Source organism: Faecousia sp. (assembly GCF_048519415.1).
In the GTDB taxonomy this organism is placed as follows: Bacteria; Bacillota; Clostridia; order Oscillospirales; family Oscillospiraceae; genus JAZOXB01.
The window spans coordinates 1-19,542 of sequence record NZ_DBFZUT010000061.1; the positions used below are offsets into that span (position 1 = coordinate 1).

The 19,542-nt window shown below is 63.8% G+C and carries 16 protein-coding genes; 6 read left to right on the plus strand and 10 right to left on the minus strand.

Annotated features, from left to right (window positions below; all coding sequences use genetic code 11):
• The 8 genes from ACMKFF_RS06455 to recJ form a co-directional block, all read right to left on the minus strand.
• The coding region (locus ACMKFF_RS06455; RefSeq protein WP_419496430.1) for an oligosaccharide flippase family protein at positions 1-433 on the minus strand (433 nt) is incomplete at its 3' end.
• Between the two features lie 22 nt (positions 434-455).
• Positions 456-1,769, minus strand: coding sequence for an amidohydrolase family protein (locus tag ACMKFF_RS06460; RefSeq protein WP_419496431.1), 1,314 nt, complete (start codon positions 1,767-1,769; stop codon positions 456-458).
• A gap of 18 nt (positions 1,770-1,787) precedes the next feature.
• Positions 1,788-3,230 (minus strand): coproporphyrinogen dehydrogenase HemZ, encoded by a 1,443-nt coding sequence (gene hemZ, locus ACMKFF_RS06465; protein ID WP_419496432.1) that lies wholly within the window; start codon positions 3,228-3,230, stop codon positions 1,788-1,790.
• Positions 3,227-3,823 carry an MBL fold metallo-hydrolase gene (locus ACMKFF_RS06470; RefSeq protein WP_419496433.1) on the minus strand — a complete coding sequence of 199 codons (597 nt, stop codon included), beginning with the start codon at positions 3,821-3,823 and terminating at the stop codon, positions 3,227-3,229. Before ACMKFF_RS06470 ends, hemZ begins: the two co-directional genes overlap by 4 nt.
• Positions 3,824-3,840: 17 nt before the next feature.
• Positions 3,841-3,996: a hypothetical protein gene (locus tag ACMKFF_RS06475; RefSeq protein WP_419496434.1), complete on the minus strand. Its 156-nt coding sequence runs from the start codon at positions 3,994-3,996 to the stop codon at positions 3,841-3,843.
• Between the two features lie 540 nt (positions 3,997-4,536).
• On the minus strand, positions 4,537-5,001 hold the full coding sequence (gene dtd / locus ACMKFF_RS06480; RefSeq protein WP_367927729.1) for a D-aminoacyl-tRNA deacylase: 465 nt from the start codon (positions 4,999-5,001) through the stop codon (positions 4,537-4,539).
• Entirely contained in the window at positions 5,001-7,178 is a 2,178-nt protein-coding gene (locus ACMKFF_RS06485; protein WP_418487761.1) for a RelA/SpoT family protein, read from the minus strand. Before ACMKFF_RS06485 ends, dtd begins: the two co-directional genes overlap by 1 nt.
• A complete protein-coding gene (gene recJ, locus ACMKFF_RS06490; RefSeq protein WP_419496435.1) occupies positions 7,179-9,218 on the minus strand; it encodes a single-stranded-DNA-specific exonuclease RecJ in 2,040 nt (679 codons plus the stop codon).
• 180 nt (positions 9,219-9,398) lie between these two features.
• Between recJ and ACMKFF_RS06495 the strand changes: the two genes are divergently transcribed.
• From ACMKFF_RS06495 to argS, 6 genes are all read left to right on the plus strand, one after another.
• Positions 9,399-10,247 (plus strand): metallophosphoesterase, encoded by an 849-nt coding sequence (locus tag ACMKFF_RS06495; RefSeq protein ID WP_419496436.1) that lies wholly within the window; start codon positions 9,399-9,401, stop codon positions 10,245-10,247.
• Between the two features lie 74 nt (positions 10,248-10,321).
• Positions 10,322-10,732: a hypothetical protein gene (locus tag ACMKFF_RS06500; protein WP_349135590.1), complete on the plus strand. Its 411-nt coding sequence runs from the start codon at positions 10,322-10,324 to the stop codon at positions 10,730-10,732.
• 842 nt (positions 10,733-11,574) lie between these two features.
• On the plus strand, positions 11,575-12,114 hold the full coding sequence (locus tag ACMKFF_RS06505) for a DUF2284 domain-containing protein (protein ID WP_418464377.1): 540 nt from the start codon (positions 11,575-11,577) through the stop codon (positions 12,112-12,114).
• A gap of 15 nt (positions 12,115-12,129) precedes the next feature.
• Positions 12,130-14,094, plus strand: coding sequence for an excinuclease ABC subunit UvrB (gene uvrB, locus ACMKFF_RS06510; protein WP_419496437.1), 1,965 nt, complete (start codon positions 12,130-12,132; stop codon positions 14,092-14,094).
• Positions 14,095-14,107: 13 nt separating this feature from the next.
• Complete coding sequence (locus tag ACMKFF_RS06515) at positions 14,108-14,353, plus strand: RNA-binding S4 domain-containing protein (RefSeq protein WP_349134521.1); 246 nt, start codon at positions 14,108-14,110, stop codon at positions 14,351-14,353.
• Between the two features lie 85 nt (positions 14,354-14,438).
• Positions 14,439-16,193 carry an arginine--tRNA ligase gene (gene argS, locus ACMKFF_RS06520; protein ID WP_418468061.1) on the plus strand — a complete coding sequence of 585 codons (1,755 nt, stop codon included), beginning with the start codon at positions 14,439-14,441 and terminating at the stop codon, positions 16,191-16,193.
• A 97-nt stretch (positions 16,194-16,290) separates the two neighbouring features.
• On the opposite strand, the gene ACMKFF_RS06525 is transcribed toward argS, so the two are convergent.
• Positions 16,291-18,906: a DUF4127 family protein gene (locus tag ACMKFF_RS06525; RefSeq protein ID WP_419496438.1), complete on the minus strand. Its 2,616-nt coding sequence runs from the start codon at positions 18,904-18,906 to the stop codon at positions 16,291-16,293.
• Positions 18,907-19,228: 322 nt separating this feature from the next.
• On the minus strand, positions 19,229-19,542 hold a 314-nt coding region (locus ACMKFF_RS06530; RefSeq protein WP_419496439.1), incomplete at its 5' end, for a hypothetical protein.

Sequence of the window (19,542 nt, forward strand, 5' to 3'; positions counted from 1 at the left end):
AGGCGGAGATGTAGCACACGAAGAGCACGGCCGGGCCGAGCGCAAAGATGGACCACATGGCATTCGGGTTCTCCATCATGTTGGCCAGCTGCTTTGGGATGATCAGCATCAGCGCCGAGCCGATGATCCCGATGGACAGGAAGGCCATGAGGGAGACGCGGTAGATCTGCCGCACCTGTTTGCCGTTGTTCAGCGCGCGGGCCTCGGAGATCATGCGGCTCATGGCGACGGGCAGGCCCGTCGTGGAGATCATGAGCAGCACGGTGTAGATGTCATAGGCCGTGGTGAAATAGCCGTAGTTTGCCTCGCCGATGAGGCGGTTGAGCGGGATTTTGAAGAACATGCCGATGACCTTGACGATCATCGTCGCCAGCGACAGCACCGCCGCACCGGCCAGGAAATTCTGCTTCTTCGTTGTCTTTTCTTCCAACATTCATCCGTCCTTTCCGTTGGGATCAGCTGCGCGCTTCTTCGAAAATGCGCGGCATGACGTAGCCGGACAGCTCGCGCACGACGCTGTCGAGGTCGATCGTCGGATACTTGCCCGCAGCATAGAGCACCTGCCCGCGCACCATGGTCATCACGACGTCGTGGCCGGAGGCGGCATAGACGAGATGCGACATCACATTGTGGCACGGCATGAGATGCGGCGACGTGAAGTCGAGCAGCACGAGGTCGGCATCCATGCCGAGCTTCAGCATGCCGCACTCGGCCTCGCGGCCCTGCGCGCGCGCGCCGCAGGCCGTCGCCATCATCAGCACGGCCTCGACCGGCAGCGCCTTCGGGTCGCCGGACGTCACCTTGGCCATGAGGGCCGCGGCCTTCATCTCCTCGAACAGGTCGAGGTTGTTGTTCGACGCGGACGAGTCCGTGCCGAGGGCCACGTTCATGCCCGCCTTGACCATCTCCGTCACGGGGGCGCAGCCGGAGGCGAGCTTCAGGTTCGAAACAGGGCAGTGCACGGCCGTCACGCCGCGCTTGGCCAGCAGGCGCATGTCCTCCGGCGTGACCCAGACGCAGTGGGCCGCAATGGCGCGCGTGTCAAAGACATAGTGGCAGTCGAGCACCTGCGCGGGCGTCAGGCCGTTGCGCTCGAGGCACTGTTCGTGCTCGGCCTTCGTCTCGGACAGGTGGACGTGCATACCGACCTTCTCGTTGATGGCAAATTCGCTCAGCGCGTCCCAAAGGCGGTAGTCCGAGGTATATTCGCCGTGCACGGAGGCCTCGATGCGGATGCGGCCGTTGTCATAGCCGTCCCACTTTTCCTTCAGGGCGACAAGCTCGCGGCAGGCGGGGTGCGTTTCAAAATCGAAGTCCTCGCCGAACAGTGTCGCGCCGCGGGCAATGTTGGCCTTGATGCCGGACTCGGCCACGGCCTCGGCGATCTCGTCGCAGAAGTTATACATATCCGAGATGGATGTCGTGCCGAAGCGGACGCACTCTGCAATGGACAGCAGAGCGGCTGCCTTGGCGCTGCGGCCGTCGAGCCGGTCCTCATGCGGGAAAATATAGTCGTTGAGCCAGCTCGAGAGCTCGACGTCGTCGGCATAGCCGCGCAGCACGGACATCGGCAGATGCGTGTGGCAGTTGATGAGGCCGGGCATGAGCACCATGCCCTCACCGGGAACAAGGCGCTTTGTCTTCTCCTTGGGGGCCTCGCGCGCGAGATAGCTGATCTTGCCGTCCGTTACGCCGAGGTAGGCGTCAAAGTAGACGTGCATGGCCTCGTCCATGGTCACGATCGTCACATTGGAAAATAAAGTGTCCATAAATTTCCTTTCCGTGCCTCACAGCAGGCGGAACGCCGCGTCCTTCTGAGCCAGAACGTCGTCGATGCGCTCGAGATACTGCTGCGGGAATTTGGGATTGTGGAAGCGCTCCAGACGGCCGTCGGGCAGGTTGATCTTCGTCATGGCCCCGCCGCCGAGCGACACGATGGAATGCATCTCCTCCATCATATAGATGTTGTAAAGTCCGGCCGTGCCCGGGCGGCACCAGCCGATGTTCTCAAAGCTGCCGGACATGTATTTCTGCCGGTAGAGATAGTAGGGCGTGTAGCCCGCCGCGCGGAGCGAGGTCTCCGCTCCGGCCAGCATCTGCGCCACATCGTCCGCCGAGGGGAGCTCCATCCGCTCGGCATAGAGGTCCGCGCCCTTTTTGAGGGCCAGCGTGTGGACGGTCACGTTCTCCGGGGCCAGCGCCAGCACCTGCCGCAGCGAATCGGCAAACGACTTTGGGTCATCGCCGGGCAGGCCCGCGATAAGGTCCATATTCACAGCGTCATAGCCCGCTGCGCGCGCCGCCTCATAGGCGGCCGCGGTCTGCGCCGCGGTGTGGCGGCGGCCGACCCGCGCAAGGACGGCGTCGTTCATGGTCTGGGGGTTGATGCTCATGCGGCCGCAGCCCATGGACGCGATCGTTTCGAGCTTTTCGGCATCGAGCGTGTCCGGACGGCCGCCTTCCACCGTATATTCTACCAGCTCTGTCAAGTCAATATGTGTCCGCAGCGCCTCCATGAGCCTGCGCAGCTGAGCCGCCGAGAGCGTCGTGGGCGTGCCGCCGCCGATATACAGCGTGCGGACCGTCCGGCCGGACGCGCGCAGCAGGTCGCCCGTGTGGGCGATCTCGCGCACCAGCGCGTCGAGATACGGCTCAAGCAGGCCGGAAAAGCGCTCGATGGACGAGCTGACGAAGCTGCAGTAGGCGCAGCGTGTCGGGCAGAACGGGATGCCGACATAGACGGACACGTCCTGCGGCCGCAGCAGCTGTGCTGCCCGCACCGTGGCCTCCGAGGCCTCGACGCACAGGCGGCTGCGCTCCGGCGAGACATGGTAGCGCGTGCGCAGGAGCTTTTCCGCCTCGGCGGGCGTTTTACCCTCCAGCAGGGCGCGCGTCGTGAGCTTCGTCGGGCGGACGCCGGACAGGCTGCCCCAGGCGGGCGGCTCGCGCAGGCACATGGCCGCCTCATAATAGGTGTTCTGCAGCAGACGGCGGCGCGCAGGCACGTCGGCCTCCGCCGCGCGCAGGCGGCGGCAGGCGCGGCCCGTTTTGCCGTGCAGCGTGATCTCGGCCGTGGCCGTGAGCCAGACCGCGCCGGTGTGCAGGGACGAAACCGCCCCGTCGCCGGAAAACGGCTCCGTCACCGGCTCCATCGGTTCCTCCGGGAACAGGGCGAGCTGGAGCTGCTCGACGGCATAGCGGTCGTCGTGGCCGCGCAGGAGCAGCTTCATGCCATCGCCTCCCGCAGATAGGGATTGTCCGCGCGCTCGGCTTCCAGCGTCGTGGCAGGGCCGTGGCCGGGCAGGACGGCATAGTTGCCGGGCAGCTCCGCCAGCCGCTTCAGACTCGCGCCCATCTGCGCCGGAACGCCGCCCGCCAGATCGACGCGGCCGCAGGAGCCCGCAAAAAGCGTGTCGCCGGAGAACAGGACGTTCTCGCACAGGAGGCACACGGAGCCGGGCGTGTGGCCCGGCGTCTCCAGCACGGTAAAGCGCAGGCTTCCGACCTCGACAGTGTCACCGTCGGCATAGGTGTCGGTGTAATACAGCGGCCCGGCCGTCAGGCGCTCGGGCAGGACCGTGTCCGCCTCGCACAGCCAGACGGGGCAGCGCGCCGCCTCCGCCACGCCGCGCACGCCGCCGACATGGTCAAAATGGCCGTGCGTCAGCAGGACAGCGCGGATGGTCAGACCGTAGCGCTGTGCCGCCTCCAGCACGCGCTCGGGCGTATAGCCGGGATCGATGACGGCGCAGACGCCGTCGTCATCCGCAGCGAGATAGCAATTGGTCTGGTAGCTGCCCAGCATCAGAGAATAGACCTTCATGGGATCCTCCTTTTCAGTCATCGGGCGAACGCATAGGGGACCCCCAGCGCGCCGGAATCGGTATAGGCCGAGACGCTGCTTCCGGCCTCGGTAGTGTTATCGTACGCTTCATCGACGTTCCGCTCCAGCGTGCCGCCGACGAGAACGCGTTTTCCGAATTTGGTTCGAAACAAATCCTTCCTATGGGCGCTTCTTTCTGTGTTGTGCTTACAGGGGCAACGATAAAGCGTACAAACCAATTGCATCTGTAGCGGCGTTCCCTGCGTAGGCCCACCGGGCGAGAGAAAATGTAGCGGCGCTCAGTGAGCGCCATAGGCAGTTGCGATTCCTTTGGCAGGGATTCCATGGCTTGAGATACCCAGATTTGTCATTGCGAGGTCCCGAAGGGGCCGTGGCAATCTCGGGAAGGCAGCTGCGATTTCGCCGATAGCTTCCCCACGATCCGACCGGGTACTGCGAGATTGCCACGGGCGCAAAGCGCCCTCGCAATGACAAGTCGGAGGCCATCACCATTTTAACGACAGCCTGTACCGGTCGGCAATGCAGCGCCGGGAGGGGCATGCCCCTCCCCTACAAGGCGGGTACGGTCGACGATGCTGCCCTATAACTTGCCAGCCTGCAAGGCGCTCACTGAGCGCCGCTACAGACGCAATCGGTGCATACTGTTTTATCGGCAGCCTGTGCATATCGGCGGTTCTCCGGAACGGCCGGGCTCAGCCTCTTCTCGGCTGGAGCAGCTCGTCCGTATCGAGCAGGATGGTGACGGGGCCGTCGTTTTCCGAGGCGACAAGCATATCGGCGCCGAACCGGCCGTGCTGCGGCTCAAAGCCGCGGCTGCGGCACTCCTGCAGGAACTGCTCATACAGCGGGACGGCCAGCTCCGGCAGAGCCGCGCCCGTGAAGCTCGGCCGCTTGCCCTTGCGGCAGTCGGCATAGAGCGTGAACTGGCTGACGACGAGCACCTGCCCGCCGATATCGGCGAGAGAGCGGTTCATTTTCCCCGCCTCATCGCAGAAAATGCGCAGGCCGAGTGCCTTGTCGGCCAGCTTTTCGCACAGCTCCGGCGTATCGTCCGGGCCGACGCCGAGCAGGATGAGCAGGCCGTGGCCGATCTCGCCCACGACGCTGCCCGCAATGGAAACGGAGGCGCTTTTTACGCGCGTGATCACAGCTCTCATCAGTTCTGCCCTCTTCTCACATCGATCACGCCGTCAATGGCGCGGATCTTCGTCCGGATGGTCTCCAGCTCCTGCACGTTGCGCACCTCGAACGTGGCGACGGTGCGCGCCTTTCCGGCAGGCATATCACGGCCGGAGAGCTCCGTGACCTTCAGCTTTGCCGCACTCAGCGCCGTGGCGATATCGAGCCAGATGCCGCTGCGGTCCGTGGAATCAATCTCAAATGTGGTGGAGAACGGCTTGTCCTCCGTGCTCCACGCGACCTTGACCCAGCGCCCTGCCTGCTTCGGGTCAGAGGCGCCGGACGCATTGCGGCAGTCGCGGCGGTGGATGGACACGCCGTAGCCCTTTGTGATAAAGCCGACGATGTCGTCGCCCGGCACCGGCGTGCAGCAGCGCGAGAACTTGATCATGCAGGAATCGATGTCCTCGACGATGACGCCGGAATCCTTGTGGCGGCCGCCCTTGCCCGGCTCGGGCTGCTTCTGCACCTCGCGGACGGGGGGCGCGGGCGTCTGGCGCGTAGCGCGGATGAGGTCGTCGCGGATGCGGCCGAAGGCCTTGGCCGCCGTCAAACCGCCGTAACCGATGGCGGCATACATATCGTCAAGGCAGTCGAACGACAGCTTTTTCAGAAGGCCCGGCAGCAGCTCGGCATCCTGCAGGACGGCGGGATTGACGTTTGCGCGGCGCATCTCGCCCTCGAAGCTCGCCTTGCCGTGCACGATGTTCTCCTCGCGCTTTTCCTTCTTGAACCACTGCTTGATCTTCGTGCGCGCGCCGTTGCTCTTGCAGATATTCAGCCAGTCGCGGCTCGGGCCCTTGGCCGTTTTCGATGTCAGGACCTCGACGATGTCGCCGTTGCACAGCTGCTGGTCATAGCTCGCGATGCGGTTATTGACCTTGGCGCCGACCATGGCGTTGCCGACGCCGGAATGGATGGCATAGGCAAAGTCGATGGGCGTGGAGCCGGACGGCAGGGACATGACCTTGCCCTTCGGCGTGAAGACGAAGACCTCGTCGTCGAACATATCGACCTTGAGGGAGTGGATATAATCCTCCGCATCGGAGTCCTGCTGCGTTTCCAGCAGGCGGCGGACCCACTCGAACTGCTTTTCGTCGCCGCCCGCGACGCCCTGCTTGTACTTCCAGTGGGCCGCGATGCCGTATTCCGCCGTCTCGTGCATCTCCCAGGTGCGGATCTGCACCTCAAACGGGATGCCCTGCTGACCGATGACAGTCGTGTGCAGGCTCTGGTACATGTTGGGCTTTGGCGTGGAGATATAGTCCTTGAAGCGGCCGGGGACCAGATTGAACAGGTCGTGGATGTGACCGAGGACGTTATAGCAGTCCGGGATGGAATCGACGATGACGCGGAACGCATACATATCGTAGAGCTCGTCGATCGTCTTGTTCTGGGCCTTCATCTTGCGGTAGATGGAATAGACATGCTTGATGCGGCCGTAGATGGAGCCGTGGATGCCCACGGCGGACAGGCGCGTGGTGATCTTGCTCTGGATGGCCTTCATAAAGGCGTCCGCCTCGGCCTGATGGGCGTTGAGATAGCGCATGATCTCGTTATAGCCCTCGGGATCGAGGTATTTGAGGCTGGTATCCTCCAGCTCCCATTTGATCTTCTGCATGCCGAGCCGGTGGGCCAGCGGCGCATAGATGTCCATGGTCTCACGGGACTTGGAGATCTGCTTGGCCGGGCTCTGGTACTGCATGGTGCGGGTGTTGTGCAGACGGTCGGCGATCTTGATGAGGATGACGCGGATGTCCTTGCTCATGGCCATGAACATCTTGCGCAGGTTCTCCATCTGCTGCTCCTCGAGCGTGGAGTACTCCACCCGCGTCAGCTTTGTGACGCCCTCGACGAGCGAGGCGACCGTCGGCCCGAAATTGCGGGCGATGTCGTCATAGGTCGAGTCCGTATCCTCGATGCAGTCGTGCAGCAGCGCGCCGAGGATCGCGTCCGTATCGAGGCCGATCTCCGCGACGATCTCCGCCACAGCCAACGGATGGATGATATAGGGCGAGCCGTCCTTGCGCTTCTGGTCCTTGTGCTTTTCGCGCGCGTAGTCCACGGCGCGGTCGATGAGGGCCATATCAACATTCAGCTTGCGCGCCGCGATGGTGCGCTTCATGCTGAGATAGTGTTCCTGAAAGGTTTCCATTCAATCACCTGCTTTGAGCTTGCGGAGCGTGCAGAACAGCACGCTGTTTTCCAGTGGGTTCGTCCGGTGCGGCACGATGCGCACCGCAATGGCGCTGCCGCTGCGCCGCAGAGACACAAGGCCGAGCTCGGCCAGGATCTCCAGGCAGGCAATGGCGCGGCGCGCCGCCTGCGGCCGGGGAGAGGACGCCGCGATCTGCAGGCAGAGGCGGTCGGTATTGTCCCGCAGCTCCGCGCCGCCGGGGGCCGCACGGCGGAGGAAGTTCCACACGCCGATGACGTCCTCGCGGTCCGGGGCCAGCGCCCGCAGCTCGTCGGGGCGCAGCGCCTCGTGCGCGCGGAAGCGGTCATAGAGCCGGGTCGGCTCGACGCGGCGCAGGTCGATGAGGTTGAGCTGCACCGTGCGGCGGCCGCGGAATTCGTTGATCTGCGGCGTGAAGGCCGCATCGACCCGGTCGCCGGGACGGAGCTTTGCCGACAGACGCCCGGCCGAGAAGAAAATGGCCTGCACGGGCGTGCCGTCCGGAGCCTGCAGACGCAGGCGCAGATGCTTGCCGCTGCCGACGGCCATGGCATGCTCCACGGTCAGGCCGCTCAGGCTGAGCACGGGCTTCGGGCAGCCCGCGCCGCATGGCTCGAGCTGCGAAAGGCCGCGGACGTTCTCCTCCGTCAGGAGGGACGCCTCGATCTCGCAGTCGACCTGCAGCGTAGCCTCCACCGGAGCGGACGCCGCATAGGCCGCGGCGCAGCGGCACATGGCCGCGCGGAAGGCGTCGATATTCTTCCGGGCGATCGTGAACCCGGCGGCAAGCTCATGGCCGCCGTAGCCCTCAAGCAGGCCGGAAAGCTCCGTCAGCGAGGCAAACAGGTTAAAGCCGCCGTAGGAGCGGGACGAGGCCTTGCCGCGTTCGCCGTCCAGGCAGATGAGGAACGTCGGGCGGCAGAATTCCTCGGAAAGGCGCGAGGCCACGATGCCGACGACGCCCTGATGCCAGTGCTCACCCGCCAGGACAATCGCGCCGTCCGGTGCGCCGTGCAGGCGGCTGACGGCCTCACTGTAAATTTCGGATTCGATGGTCTGCCGCTCGCGGTTCAGGCGGCAGAGCGTTTCGGCCAGCCGGTCGGCCTCCTGCGGGTCCTGCGTCAGAAACAGGCGCACGGCCAGCTCAGCCTGCTCCATACGCCCGGCGGCGTTGACACGCGGCGCGAGTATATAGCCGATGGTCCCGGCAGTGATCTCCTGCTCCTCGCAGCCGCAGGCATGGATCAGGGCGCGCAGGCCCAGCCGCTGCGGCTGGCGCAGGGCCTCGAGGCCCATGACGACAAGGCGGCGGTTCTCGCCCTGCAGCGTCATAACGTCTGCAATCGTGCCGAGGCAGATGAGATCGCAATAGCGCCGGGCGACGCCGTCCTGATCGCCGCTGAGCGCAGCGGCCAGCTTGAAGGCGATGCCGACGCCGGAGAGCATCGTGTGCGGATACGTCCGGTCCGGCCGGTGCGGGTCCACAACGGCCGCGCACTGCGGCAGCTGCTCCTTGCACTCATGATGGTCCGTGACGACGAGCGTCACGCCCAGCTCCCGGCAGAGCTCGGCCTCCTCCAGCGCCGTGATGCCGCAGTCCACCGTGATGATGAGCCGCACGCCCTGCGCATGGAGCTGGCGGATGGCCCCGGCGTTCAGGCCGTAGCCCTCCTCGAGCCGTCCGGGGATGTGGACGACGCAGTCCGCACCCATGCCGCGCAGAAAATCCGTCAGCAGGCAGGTGGCCGTGATGCCGTCCACGTCATAATCGCCGAACACGGCGATGCGCTGCCCGAGCTGCAGCGCCTGCCGCACCGTCTGCACGGCGCGGTCCATCTCCCGCAGGAGAAAGGGGTCAAACAGCGGCGCGTCCGCGCACAGCAGCTCCTGCGCCTGCTGCGGAGTCCCGCAGCCGCGCCCGGCCAGCACGCGCGCCGTCAAAGGCGAATAGCCCGCCTGCTGCAGCGCATCGACCGCGGCGCTGTCCGGCAGGGCGGTGTTCCAGATTCCGTACTTCACACCAGATACACATCCTGATCAGGGCCACACCGCATCCCGGCATCTTCGGTCTTCGCCGGATGCTCTCGCTGAATTGTGCGGTGCTTCCTTAAATTCTTTTTCATCTTCTCATTATAGCAAACTTTCCTCCGGCATACAATACAACTGTGCAAAAAAGCTCTTGAAAGGGAGGAAGCCGCCATGCGCCGCCGGAAAACCGCCGTCCTGCTCGTGCTGACGGCCCTGCTTGCCGCCGGGTTCCTGCTGTGGGGAAACTGCAGTCTGCAGACGACCGAGACCGCACTCGTCTCCCCTGCCCTGCCGCCCGCGTTCGACGGGCTTCGCATCGTGGAGCTGGCTGACCTGCACGGCCGCGTGTTCGGCCGGGGCAGCCGCCGCCTGCTTGCGGCCGTGCGCCGGGCGGAGCCGGACCTCATCTGCATCGACGGCGATCTGTTCGACGAGCACACGGACCTTGCCATGCTGCCGCCGCTGCTGCGCGGTCTGTGTGCCATTGCGCCCGTGTATTATGTGACGGGCAATCACGAATGGCGCGTGCCCGGCCTGCGCGGCATTCTGGCGCAGATGCGCGCCTGCGGCGTGACGGTGCTGCAGGATGACTGGCGCGTGCTCCGGCGCGGAGAAGACGCGCTCATCGTCGCCGGAACGGACGACCCGTGCGGCCCGGCGGAGCGCAAAACGCCTGCGGAGCTGATCGCGGATATCCGCGCGGAGGCCGGAGAGGCCGCCTTTCTCCTGCTGCTGGCGCACCGTAACGACCAATTGCCGCAATGGAGCGCTCTCGGCGTGCAGGCCGTACTGGCCGGGCACTGCCACGGCGGCGTCGTGCGGCTGCCGTTCGTGGGCGGGCTGTTCGGCACGGACCGGCGGCTGTTCCCCGCATGGGATGCCGGGCTTTACCGGCAGGGCGAAACGGCCATGTATGTCAGCCGCGGGCTTGGCTATACAAACGTGCACTTTCGCCTGTTCAACCGGCCGGAGGTCGCGGTGATCGTTCTGCGCCGGGGCAGCCCTGCAATAAATTCGTAAACATATCGTAAATATTCCGGGGAAAGGGTTGTAAATCCGCCTCACCGCATTATAATTGTTCTCAGGTGATAACTATGTTCCGACGTTTGGGCGCAAGCATCCGCAAATGGATGTACGGCCGCTACGGTTCTGATCAACTGAATATGCTCCTGCTGGTGCTGGCCGTCATCCTGAGCCTCACCAACACCATCCTGACCTACGCGCTGCGGACCAGCACGGTCTACCGCGGCATCATCGCACCGATCCTGTCACTGTTGATGTACGGTCTGCTGATTCTCGCCATGGTCCGCATGTTTTCGCGGAATCTCAGCCGCCGCGAGCGGGAGAACCGCCGGTTCCTGCAGCTGTGGATGCGGCTGCGCGACCGCAACAACCGCTATTTTCGCTGCCCGTCGTGCGGGCAGACCGTCCGGGTCCCGAAGCACCGCGGCAAGCTGTGTATCCGCTGCCCGAAATGCGGCGAGAAATTCATCCGTAAGACCTAGCCCGAAACCCGCAGCCAGCCGCTGCGGGTTTTTGCTGCCCATTACAGGGGCGGGGCATGCCTCTCCCCAGACTGTCAAAAAGCCTGCCCAGCCGAAAGTTTCGGAGGGAAGAAAAGTGTGAAAGGAAACCGTCAGGGTGTCCTTTCGCGTTCAATCACCCGCCGCGGCGGCAGAATTGCAAAATAAGATGCTACAATATTCTATTTTGCAATTCTGGAAGCAGCTTGGCGAAAAAGGCCCGAAGGGACTTTTTTGACAAGCTGGGGAGCGGACAGCCGGGCCCGGCGCATTGCTGCCGATCCGAACAGGCTGTCGATAAAACAGGGAAGGCCAAAGGTTTGTCATTGCGAGGAGGCCGGAGGCCGACGTGGCAATCTCGTGCAGGCAATTACGATTTCGCCGACAGCTTTCCCACAATCCGGCCAGGTACTGCGAGATTGCCACGGGCGCAAAGCGCCCTCGCAATGACAATTCTGGAGGCGTCACGCCGCAGAATCCATGTGCCACATGCTGCTGGCCTGCATGGCGCTCAGGGAGCGCCGCTACAGACGCAATTGGTGCACACCGTTTTAACAGTAGCTTGTACAGACTGCAAGTGCCTTCCCGAGATTGCCACGGGCGCAAAGCGCCCTCGCAATGACAAGTCGATAGCTTTTTCCATTTTAACGGTAGCTGGTACAAATCGTTTGTGCTGTGCCGGGCCCGGCTGTCCGCTCTCCTACAACGCACGACCGGAAACTTTCCGCTTGCCGCAGGCCCTACAATATTCGGCCCGAAATGTTGCATTTTTCTCCGGAACATGCTAGAATATTATGATAATTCCATGATTGGAGGCGCAGGATATGACCTGGGAAGAAATGACATCCATGGCAGCCGAGGAGGGCTTCGCGGCTGCGGTCGTGACCGACACGAAGGACATCCCCTTCGATCCGTCGTTCCGGCCGCTGTGCGCCGAGAATCTCTGCGGAAAATACGGCGCAAATTACAGCTGTCCGCCCGACTGCGGCACGCCGGACGAGATGCGCGCGCGCATTCAGGCACACCGCCATGCCCTCGTGCTCCAGACGATCTGGGAGATCGCAGACTACAGCGACAGCAAGGCCATCAAGGCCGCGAAAAAAGAACACAACGCCGCGACGCTGCGCCTGCTCGGCCGTCTGCGCCGCGCGGACGTGCCCGGCTTCCCCGTCGGGGCCAGCGGCTGCGCCCTGTGCGAGACGTGCGCCATCGTGGAACACGAGCCCTGCCGCTATCCGGACCTGTATTATTCCTGCATGTCGGCCTACTGCATCTTCGTGCGCAGGCTCGCGGAGCAGTGCGGCATGGAATATGACTGCGGGCCGGGCCTGCTGGCCTTTTTCGGCATGTACGTTTTTGACTGAGCGAAAGGAGACCCCATGGATTTCAAGCTGCACGCACCCTACAGCGCCACTGGCGACCAGCCGGAGGCCATCCGCAAGCTGACGGAGGGCGTCCGCCTCGGGCTGGACGAGCAGGTGCTGCTCGGCGTGACCGGCTCGGGCAAAACGTTCACAATGGCCTCGGTCATTGCGAACCTGAACCGCCCGACGCTCGTGCTGGCGCACAACAAGACGCTTGCGGCTCAGCTGTGCTCGGAATTCCGGGAGTTTTTCCCGGAAAACGCCGTGGAATACTTCATTTCCTACTACGATTACTACCAGCCGGAGGCCTATATCGCCCACACGGACACCTATATCGAAAAGGACTCCGCCATCAACGACGAGATCGAGCGCCTGCGCCACAGTGCGACGTCGTCGCTGTTCGAGCGGCGGGACGTCATCGTCGTCTCGTCCGTTTCGTGCATCTATGGCCTTGGCGACCCCATCGACTATAAAAACATGGTCATCTCGCTCCGCACGGGCATGGAAAAGTCCCGCGAGGAGCTGATGCAGAAGCTCGTGGAGATCCGCTACGAGCGAAACGACCTGAATTTCACCCGAAACACGTTCCGCGTGCGCGGCGATACGGTGGAGATTTACCCCGTCTACTGGTCCGGCCGGGCCATCCGTGTGGAGTTCTTCGGCGACGAGATCGACCGCATCTCCGAGATCAACGCCGTCAGCGGCATGCCGGAGCGCGTCATCAGCCATGTGGCCATCTACCCCGCCTCGCACTACGTCGCCTCGCGGGACAAGCTCAACCGCGCCATCCTCGAGATCGAACGGGAGATGGAGGAGCGTGAGCGCTGGTTCAAGGAGCACGACAAGCTGCTTGAGGCCCAGCGCATCCGCCAGCGCACGATGTATGACATCGAGATGCTGCAGGAGATCGGCTTCTGCAGCGGCATCGAGAACTACTCCCGCGTCATTTCCGGCCGTGCGCCCGGCACGCCGCCCATGACGCTGCTGGATTATTTCCCGAAGGACTTTCTGCTGTTCGTGGACGAGAGCCATGTCACGCTGCCGCAGGTGCGCGCGATGTACGCGGGTGACCGCTCACGCAAGGAGAGTCTGGTGGAATACGGTTTCCGCCTGCCGAGCGCGTTCGACAACCGCCCACTGACGTTCCCGGAATTCGAGGAAAAGGTCCATCAGGCCATCTACGTCTCCGCCACGCCGGGCGAATACGAGCGCAGCCGCGCCGGGCAGATCGCCGAGCAGGTCATCCGGCCGACGGGCCTGCTGGACCCGAAGGTCGAGGTCCGGCCCATCGACGGGCAGGTCGACGACCTCATCGGCGAATGCAGCCGCATCATCGAGCGCAAGGAGCGCGTGCTCGTCACGACGCTGACAAAGAAAATGGCCGAGGATCTGACGACGTACCTGCAGAACGCCGGCATCCGCGTGCGCTATATGCACTCCGACGTCGCAGCGCTTGAGCGCATGGAGATCCTGCGTGACCTGCGCATGGCAAAATTTGACGTGCTCGTCGGCATCAACCTGCTGCGCGAGGGCCTCGATCTGCCGGAGGTCTCGCTCGTCGCCATTCTGGACGCGGACAAGGAGGGCTTCCTCCGCAGCGAGACGAGTCTCATCCAGACCATCGGCCGCGCCGCGCGCAACGCCGGGGGCCGCGTCATCATGTATGCCGATAAGATCACGCCCGCCATGCGCGCCGCCATCGACGAAACGGAGCGCCGCCGCGGCATCCAGGACGCCTATAACAAGGCCCACGGCATCGTGCCGAAGACCATCGTGAAGGACGTGCGCGAGCTCATCGAGATCACGCAGGCCGAGGGCGAGGCCCAGCGGCGCGACGGCGTGAAAATGACGGCCGCCGAACGCGAGCGCGAGATTGCCAAGCTCGAAAAGGAGATGCGCGCCGCCGCAAAGCAGATGGAATACGAATACGCCGCCGTGCTCCGCGACCGCATCATCGAGCTGCGCGGCCAGAAAAACTGATTGGGAGGGTCCTATGAGACTGGATAAATTTCTCAAGGTGTCGCGCCTCATCAAGCGCCGCACCGTGGCAAATGAAGCGTGCGACAACGCGCGCGTGACCGTGAACGGCCGCCCGGCCAAGGCATCCTGCGACGTAAAGCCCGGCGACGTGCTGCGCATCGCCTTCGGCCAGCGGACGCTTGCCGTGGAGGTGCTGGCCGTGGCTGACGCCGTGCGCAAGGACGACGCAGCCGCCATGTACCGCGAGCTGCCGGAATAATTCTGCCCGCACTGGACAAGCGGCAGAATTTCTGCTATTATTGTATATTATTTCGTTTATCGAACGATAAGGAGTCTGATCGCCCATGGAAAAGCTGATCGACCGGCTGTCCGCCGTTGTGGCGGAGGCGTTTTCCGCCGCCGGATATGACCCGGCCTGCGGCCGCGTGACGGTCTCGAACCGCCCCGATCTGTGCGAATTTCAGTGCAACGGCGCCATGCCCGCCGCAAAGCAGCACCACAAAGCCCCGCTCGTCATTGCGCAGGACGTTGTCGACCGCCTGCAGGACGGCAGCGTCTTTGCCGCAGCCGAGGCCGTAAAGCCCGGCTTTATCAACCTGCGTGTGCAGCCTGCATATCTGGCCGCCCATCTGGAGCAGATGCGCCAGAGCGAGCGCCTCGGCGTGACCGGTGAGCGCAAGCCCCGCGGCGTCGTGCTCGACTACGGCGGGCCGAACGTGGCAAAGCCCCTGCACATCGGCCACTTGCGTTCCGCCATCATCGGCGAGAGCATCAAGCGCATCTACCGCTACTTCGGCGACAACGTCGTCGGCGACATTCATCTGGGCGACTGGGGCCTGCAGATCGGCCTGATCATCGCCGAGCTGGAGCGCCGCAAACCGGACCTGCCCTATTTTGACGAGAGCTTCACCGGCCCGTATCCCGAGGAAGCGCCGTTCACGATCTCCGAGCTGGAGGAGATCTACCCCACGGCCAGCGCCCGCTCGAAGGAGGACGAGCCCTTCGCCGCCCGCGCCCACGAGATCACATTTGCCGTGCAGCAGCGCCGTCCCGGCTACTATGCCCTGTGGCGTCACATCATGCAGGTCTCCGTGGCCGATCTGCGTAAGAACTATGACAATCTGAACGTCAGCTTCGACGTCTGGAAAGGCGAAAGCGACGCGCAGCCCTACATCCCCCCGATGCTCGAGAAGCTGAAGGCCGAGGGCGTGCTTGTTGAGAGCGAGGGCGCGCTCGTCGTGCCCGTGGCCGAGGAGGGCGACCGCAAGGAGCTGCCGCCGTGCATCCTCGTCAAGAGCGACGGCGCAACGCTGTACGCCACGACGGACCTGGCCACCATCGTGCAGCGCATGGAGGATTACCATCCGGACAAGCTGCTGTACCTGACGGACAAGCGCCAGAGTCTGCACTTCGAGCAGGTGTTCCGCACGGCGCGCAAGGGCCATCTCGTCCCGCCGGAGACGGAGCTGCAGCACATCGGCTTCGGCACGATGAACGGCAAGGACGGCAAGCCCTTCAAGACCCGCGCAGGCGGCGTTATGCGTCTGGAAACGCTCATTTCCGACATCGTGACCTATGTCACGGACAAGATCCGCGAGAACCAGACCGTCCCCGAGGACGAGCTGGACGCCACAGCCCGCTGCATCGCCATCGCGGCGCTGAAATACGGCGACCTGTCGAACCTTGCCACGAAGGACTATATCTTCGATCTTGAGCGCTTTGCCGCGTTCGAGGGCAACACCGGCCCCTACCTGCTCTACACCATCGTCCGCATCAAGTCCATCCTGAACCGCTGCGGCGGCGAGGGCGACTGGGCCATGGCCCCGGCCGACAGCGAGAGCGCCAAGGCGCTGCAGCTGGAGCTGGCGCAGATGCCGGACGCCCTGCAGATGGCCTACCGTGACTCCGCACCGAACGTGATCTGCGCCTATGCCTATGAGCTTGCGGGCGCGGTGAACCGCTTCTACCATGAGACGCGCATTCTGGCCGAGCCGGACAAGCAGAAGCAGGCAGGCTACCTCGCCCTCATCCGTCTTGCCAGGCGCGCGCTGGAGGAATGCATCGATCTGCTGGGCTTCTCCGCCCCGGACCGCATGTGAAGCAGAATGAAAACGTCAATCCCTCCGGCTCAGCCGGAGGGATTGACGTAATCAAACAAATCAGGGAGCTGCGGCAATGAACCGCAGCTCCCATTTTTTACTGCTCCGTGAACCACGGACCCGCATTCGGGAACAGGATGCGGAAGCGGATCTCATAGCTTCGTCCAAGCGGTGCGGAGAAGTCCGTCAGACGGAATTCCGGGATCACATAGTCCGTCACGCCGTCCGGCCCGGTCACAAGCGCCGTGTCCTTCAGGGCCGTCTCGACGCGGGTCGTCATATTCTGCCTGAGCAGGGCCTGCTCGATGCCCTCCGGCGTCAGGTCCTTGATCGTCGGGCGGCAATAGCGGCAGTAGGCGATGTCCTTCATATAGGCGAAGATCAGCTCGCGCGCAAAGGCCTCGCTGTCCTCCGGCTGCGGGTCCTGCTCGCCCTGCAGCCACTGCAGGCGCGTCAGGCCCATGGAGAGCGCGATGCCGACGGAATTTGCCGCCGTGCCCCACGCGCTGTAGCCCATGAGCCACTGCAGCGAGGTATCCTCCAGCTGCTGCGGCAGATGCTGCGTGGCAGACGAGGCATCGATGACGATCGTCGGGACACCATTCCGGCAGTTCTCCTCCCAAGCTGCCAGATACCGGCTGCACTCCGTGGAGGAAGCGCCGCGCGTGAGCACCAGCACGACAGCATCTGACTGTTCGTTCCAGTCCACAAGCTCCGCGCCGAGCGCCGTGATATGCTGCTCCACGGACTCGCGGAGCGTCGAGGTATCGTAGGCATCGGCAACGCTGTCCTCATAGCCGCCGAAATAGTGCACGGACAGGCGGCTGTTCCATCCGGCGCAGTCGGCATAGGCACGCGTAAAGGCCATCATGCCAAGCTCGTCCGTTCCGCAGAACAGAGCGCAGTTTTTGCCGAGCAGCCGCTGCAGATAGCGGATCTCATTTGTCTGCACGGAGATGCGCGCAGCTGAGTCGTCGACACCGACGACACAGGCCGCAAAGCTCTCGGCATGGCGCAGCAGATAGTCCGTCAGCCGCAGCTTGCGCGCGCGGGCAGCCAGATAATGCTCCACCAGCTCGTCATCCAATGTCGTTTCGATCCGTTCGCCGTCCGCGCCGTAGGGGTAGCCTGCAATGATGTTATCGACTGTCAGGTTGTGACCGGTCAGCTCGCCGCGCTCGGCCATGCCGTAGCTGCGGAACAGGCGGTAGGCCTCGCTGTCGAGTCCCTGATAGCCGGCGGTCGTGGCAAGGCGCATCACCGTGTCGAACACATAGACCGGCTTGCGTGCAGCGATCTGTGAAAGCGTGTCGATGGCATCCTTTTCCCACGTCAGGTCCGTCCCGTCCTCCCAGCGGCTGTTCACAAGGCCGCCGGAGAGCAGCTGGTCCATGCTGACGATCAGCATGTCGCAGGCGTCCTCATTGTCCAGCACCCACTGCAGGAGGGCGTGCGTGTCGCCGTACTGCGTGCCGTTGGCATTCGTCGTCTGCCCGTCGAGCCGCGTGGCATAGAGGTCCTCCGGCGGCAGCAGCACATTCATGCCGGTGCTGTCCGCCAGCGCCTCGACGCGCAGGTCGTTGACGGGACGGTTGTCGAGCGGCAGGTAGAGTACCGTTGTGCCGCGGGCCGTGAAATAGTCCGCGCGCGGCATGGCGTGCTCCTGCTTCTGCAGGCTGCGGCAGAAGCGGGCCAGGATCGCGGCGGTCTGCGCGCGGACGGCAAGCGCCTGCGGGCGGAGCAGAACGGCGCCGTCCTCGGCAGAGCCGGTCAGATAGCCCGCGCCGACGGCCCAGCCCATGGCGCTGCGCGCCCAGCTGCTGACCGTCCCGGCGTCCGGATAGCCGGAAAGCGGGGCCTCGCCGTCCCCGGCAAGGTCATACCACGCGGCATAGCGATAGAGGATGGCCGCCGTCTGTTCGCGTGTGACGGGGTCGTCCGGGCCGAAGCGCCCGTTGCCGTAGCCGTTGACGATCTGCGCCCCGGCGGCCCACGAGACGGCATCGGCGTACCACACGCCGTCGCCGACATCGGAAAATTCGCCTCCGGCCGCGGCGGGCTGGCCTGCCAGACGGTAAAGCACCTGCACGAGCATGGCGCGGGACGTGGCCGTATCCGGCTCGAATTCCGTCGTGCCCGTTCCGCTCATCAGCCCCTGCCGGTAGGCATAGGCGACGCTCTCAAAATACCACGCACGGCGCGAGACATCGCGAAACGGCAGCGTTTCGGGCAGGAGGCCCTCCAGGCGGCCGTCGTCGCTGCCGTAGCGCACGCAGACGAACAGCCTGCCGTCCTCGAGCCGCTGCACGGCGGCCGTCGTCCCGCAGACCGTTACGGACGGTGCGTCGGAAAAGGACGCAAGGCCATCCGGCTCGAGCACGAGGCCGAGATAATAATACACACCCGGCTCCGTGACGGTGCCCGCCGGGAGCGGCTTGCTGATATGCTCACCATCCGGAGACGAGAACCATACCATGCCGGACCAGCTCTGCCAGCTGTCCGCCAGATGGCAGGCCGCGTCCGTATGGAACGACGGCATACGCTCCGGGAGTCTGGCCCCACGCATCAGCGCGGTCGGCACGCCGGAGACGGCGACCGTTCGAATGGTCTCCTGTGTTGTCATGGCCAGCGGCTCTGCACCGCCTGCGACCACGCCGCCCGCAAGCTGCAGCACCAGCGCCGCGATCAGCATACAGATGACACCCTGTCTCATGCTCTCTCCTCCTGTGTTTGCGGACCGGCGCCGGCCGCGCCGGTCGTTCCTTCTCTCTTTGCAAGATTAGACGGCAGGAAGCCGAAATTGTTCCAACGTTTTTCTGCATTATAGCATACACGCGCTTGCCTTGCAACAGGTTGTTTCGATATGACGTCGGCATTATTCTGCAAAGCGGAGACTTTTTGACAGTCTGAGACTCCCAGACGGTTCCCGGCTTGTCAAATGTCCCAGTCTTGTCATTGCGAGGCCCCGCAGGGGCCGTGGCAATCTCGCAGGACTGTTCTGAATTTCAGGAAAATCTCGGCGAATTCGAAACATTTTACCGGAGATTCCCACGTCGCTTCGCTCCTCGGAATGACAAAGCGGAGGCTCCTTGCCATACCGAGGATACCCCGATGTTTTCCCCTTGTCTTCCCTCCGAAACCTCCGGCTGGACTGGTTTTTCGACACCCAGACGCAAAAACAAAATGTACCGCCCGGCAAGCCGGACGGTCAGCTTGTCAAAAAGTCCCTTCGGGTCTTTTGCCAAGCTGCCTTCAAAATTGCAAAACTTTTTGTAGTACTGTTTTGCAATTTTGCCGCTGCGGCGGGTGATCAAACGCGAAAGGACACCCTGACGGTTTCCTTTCAGCT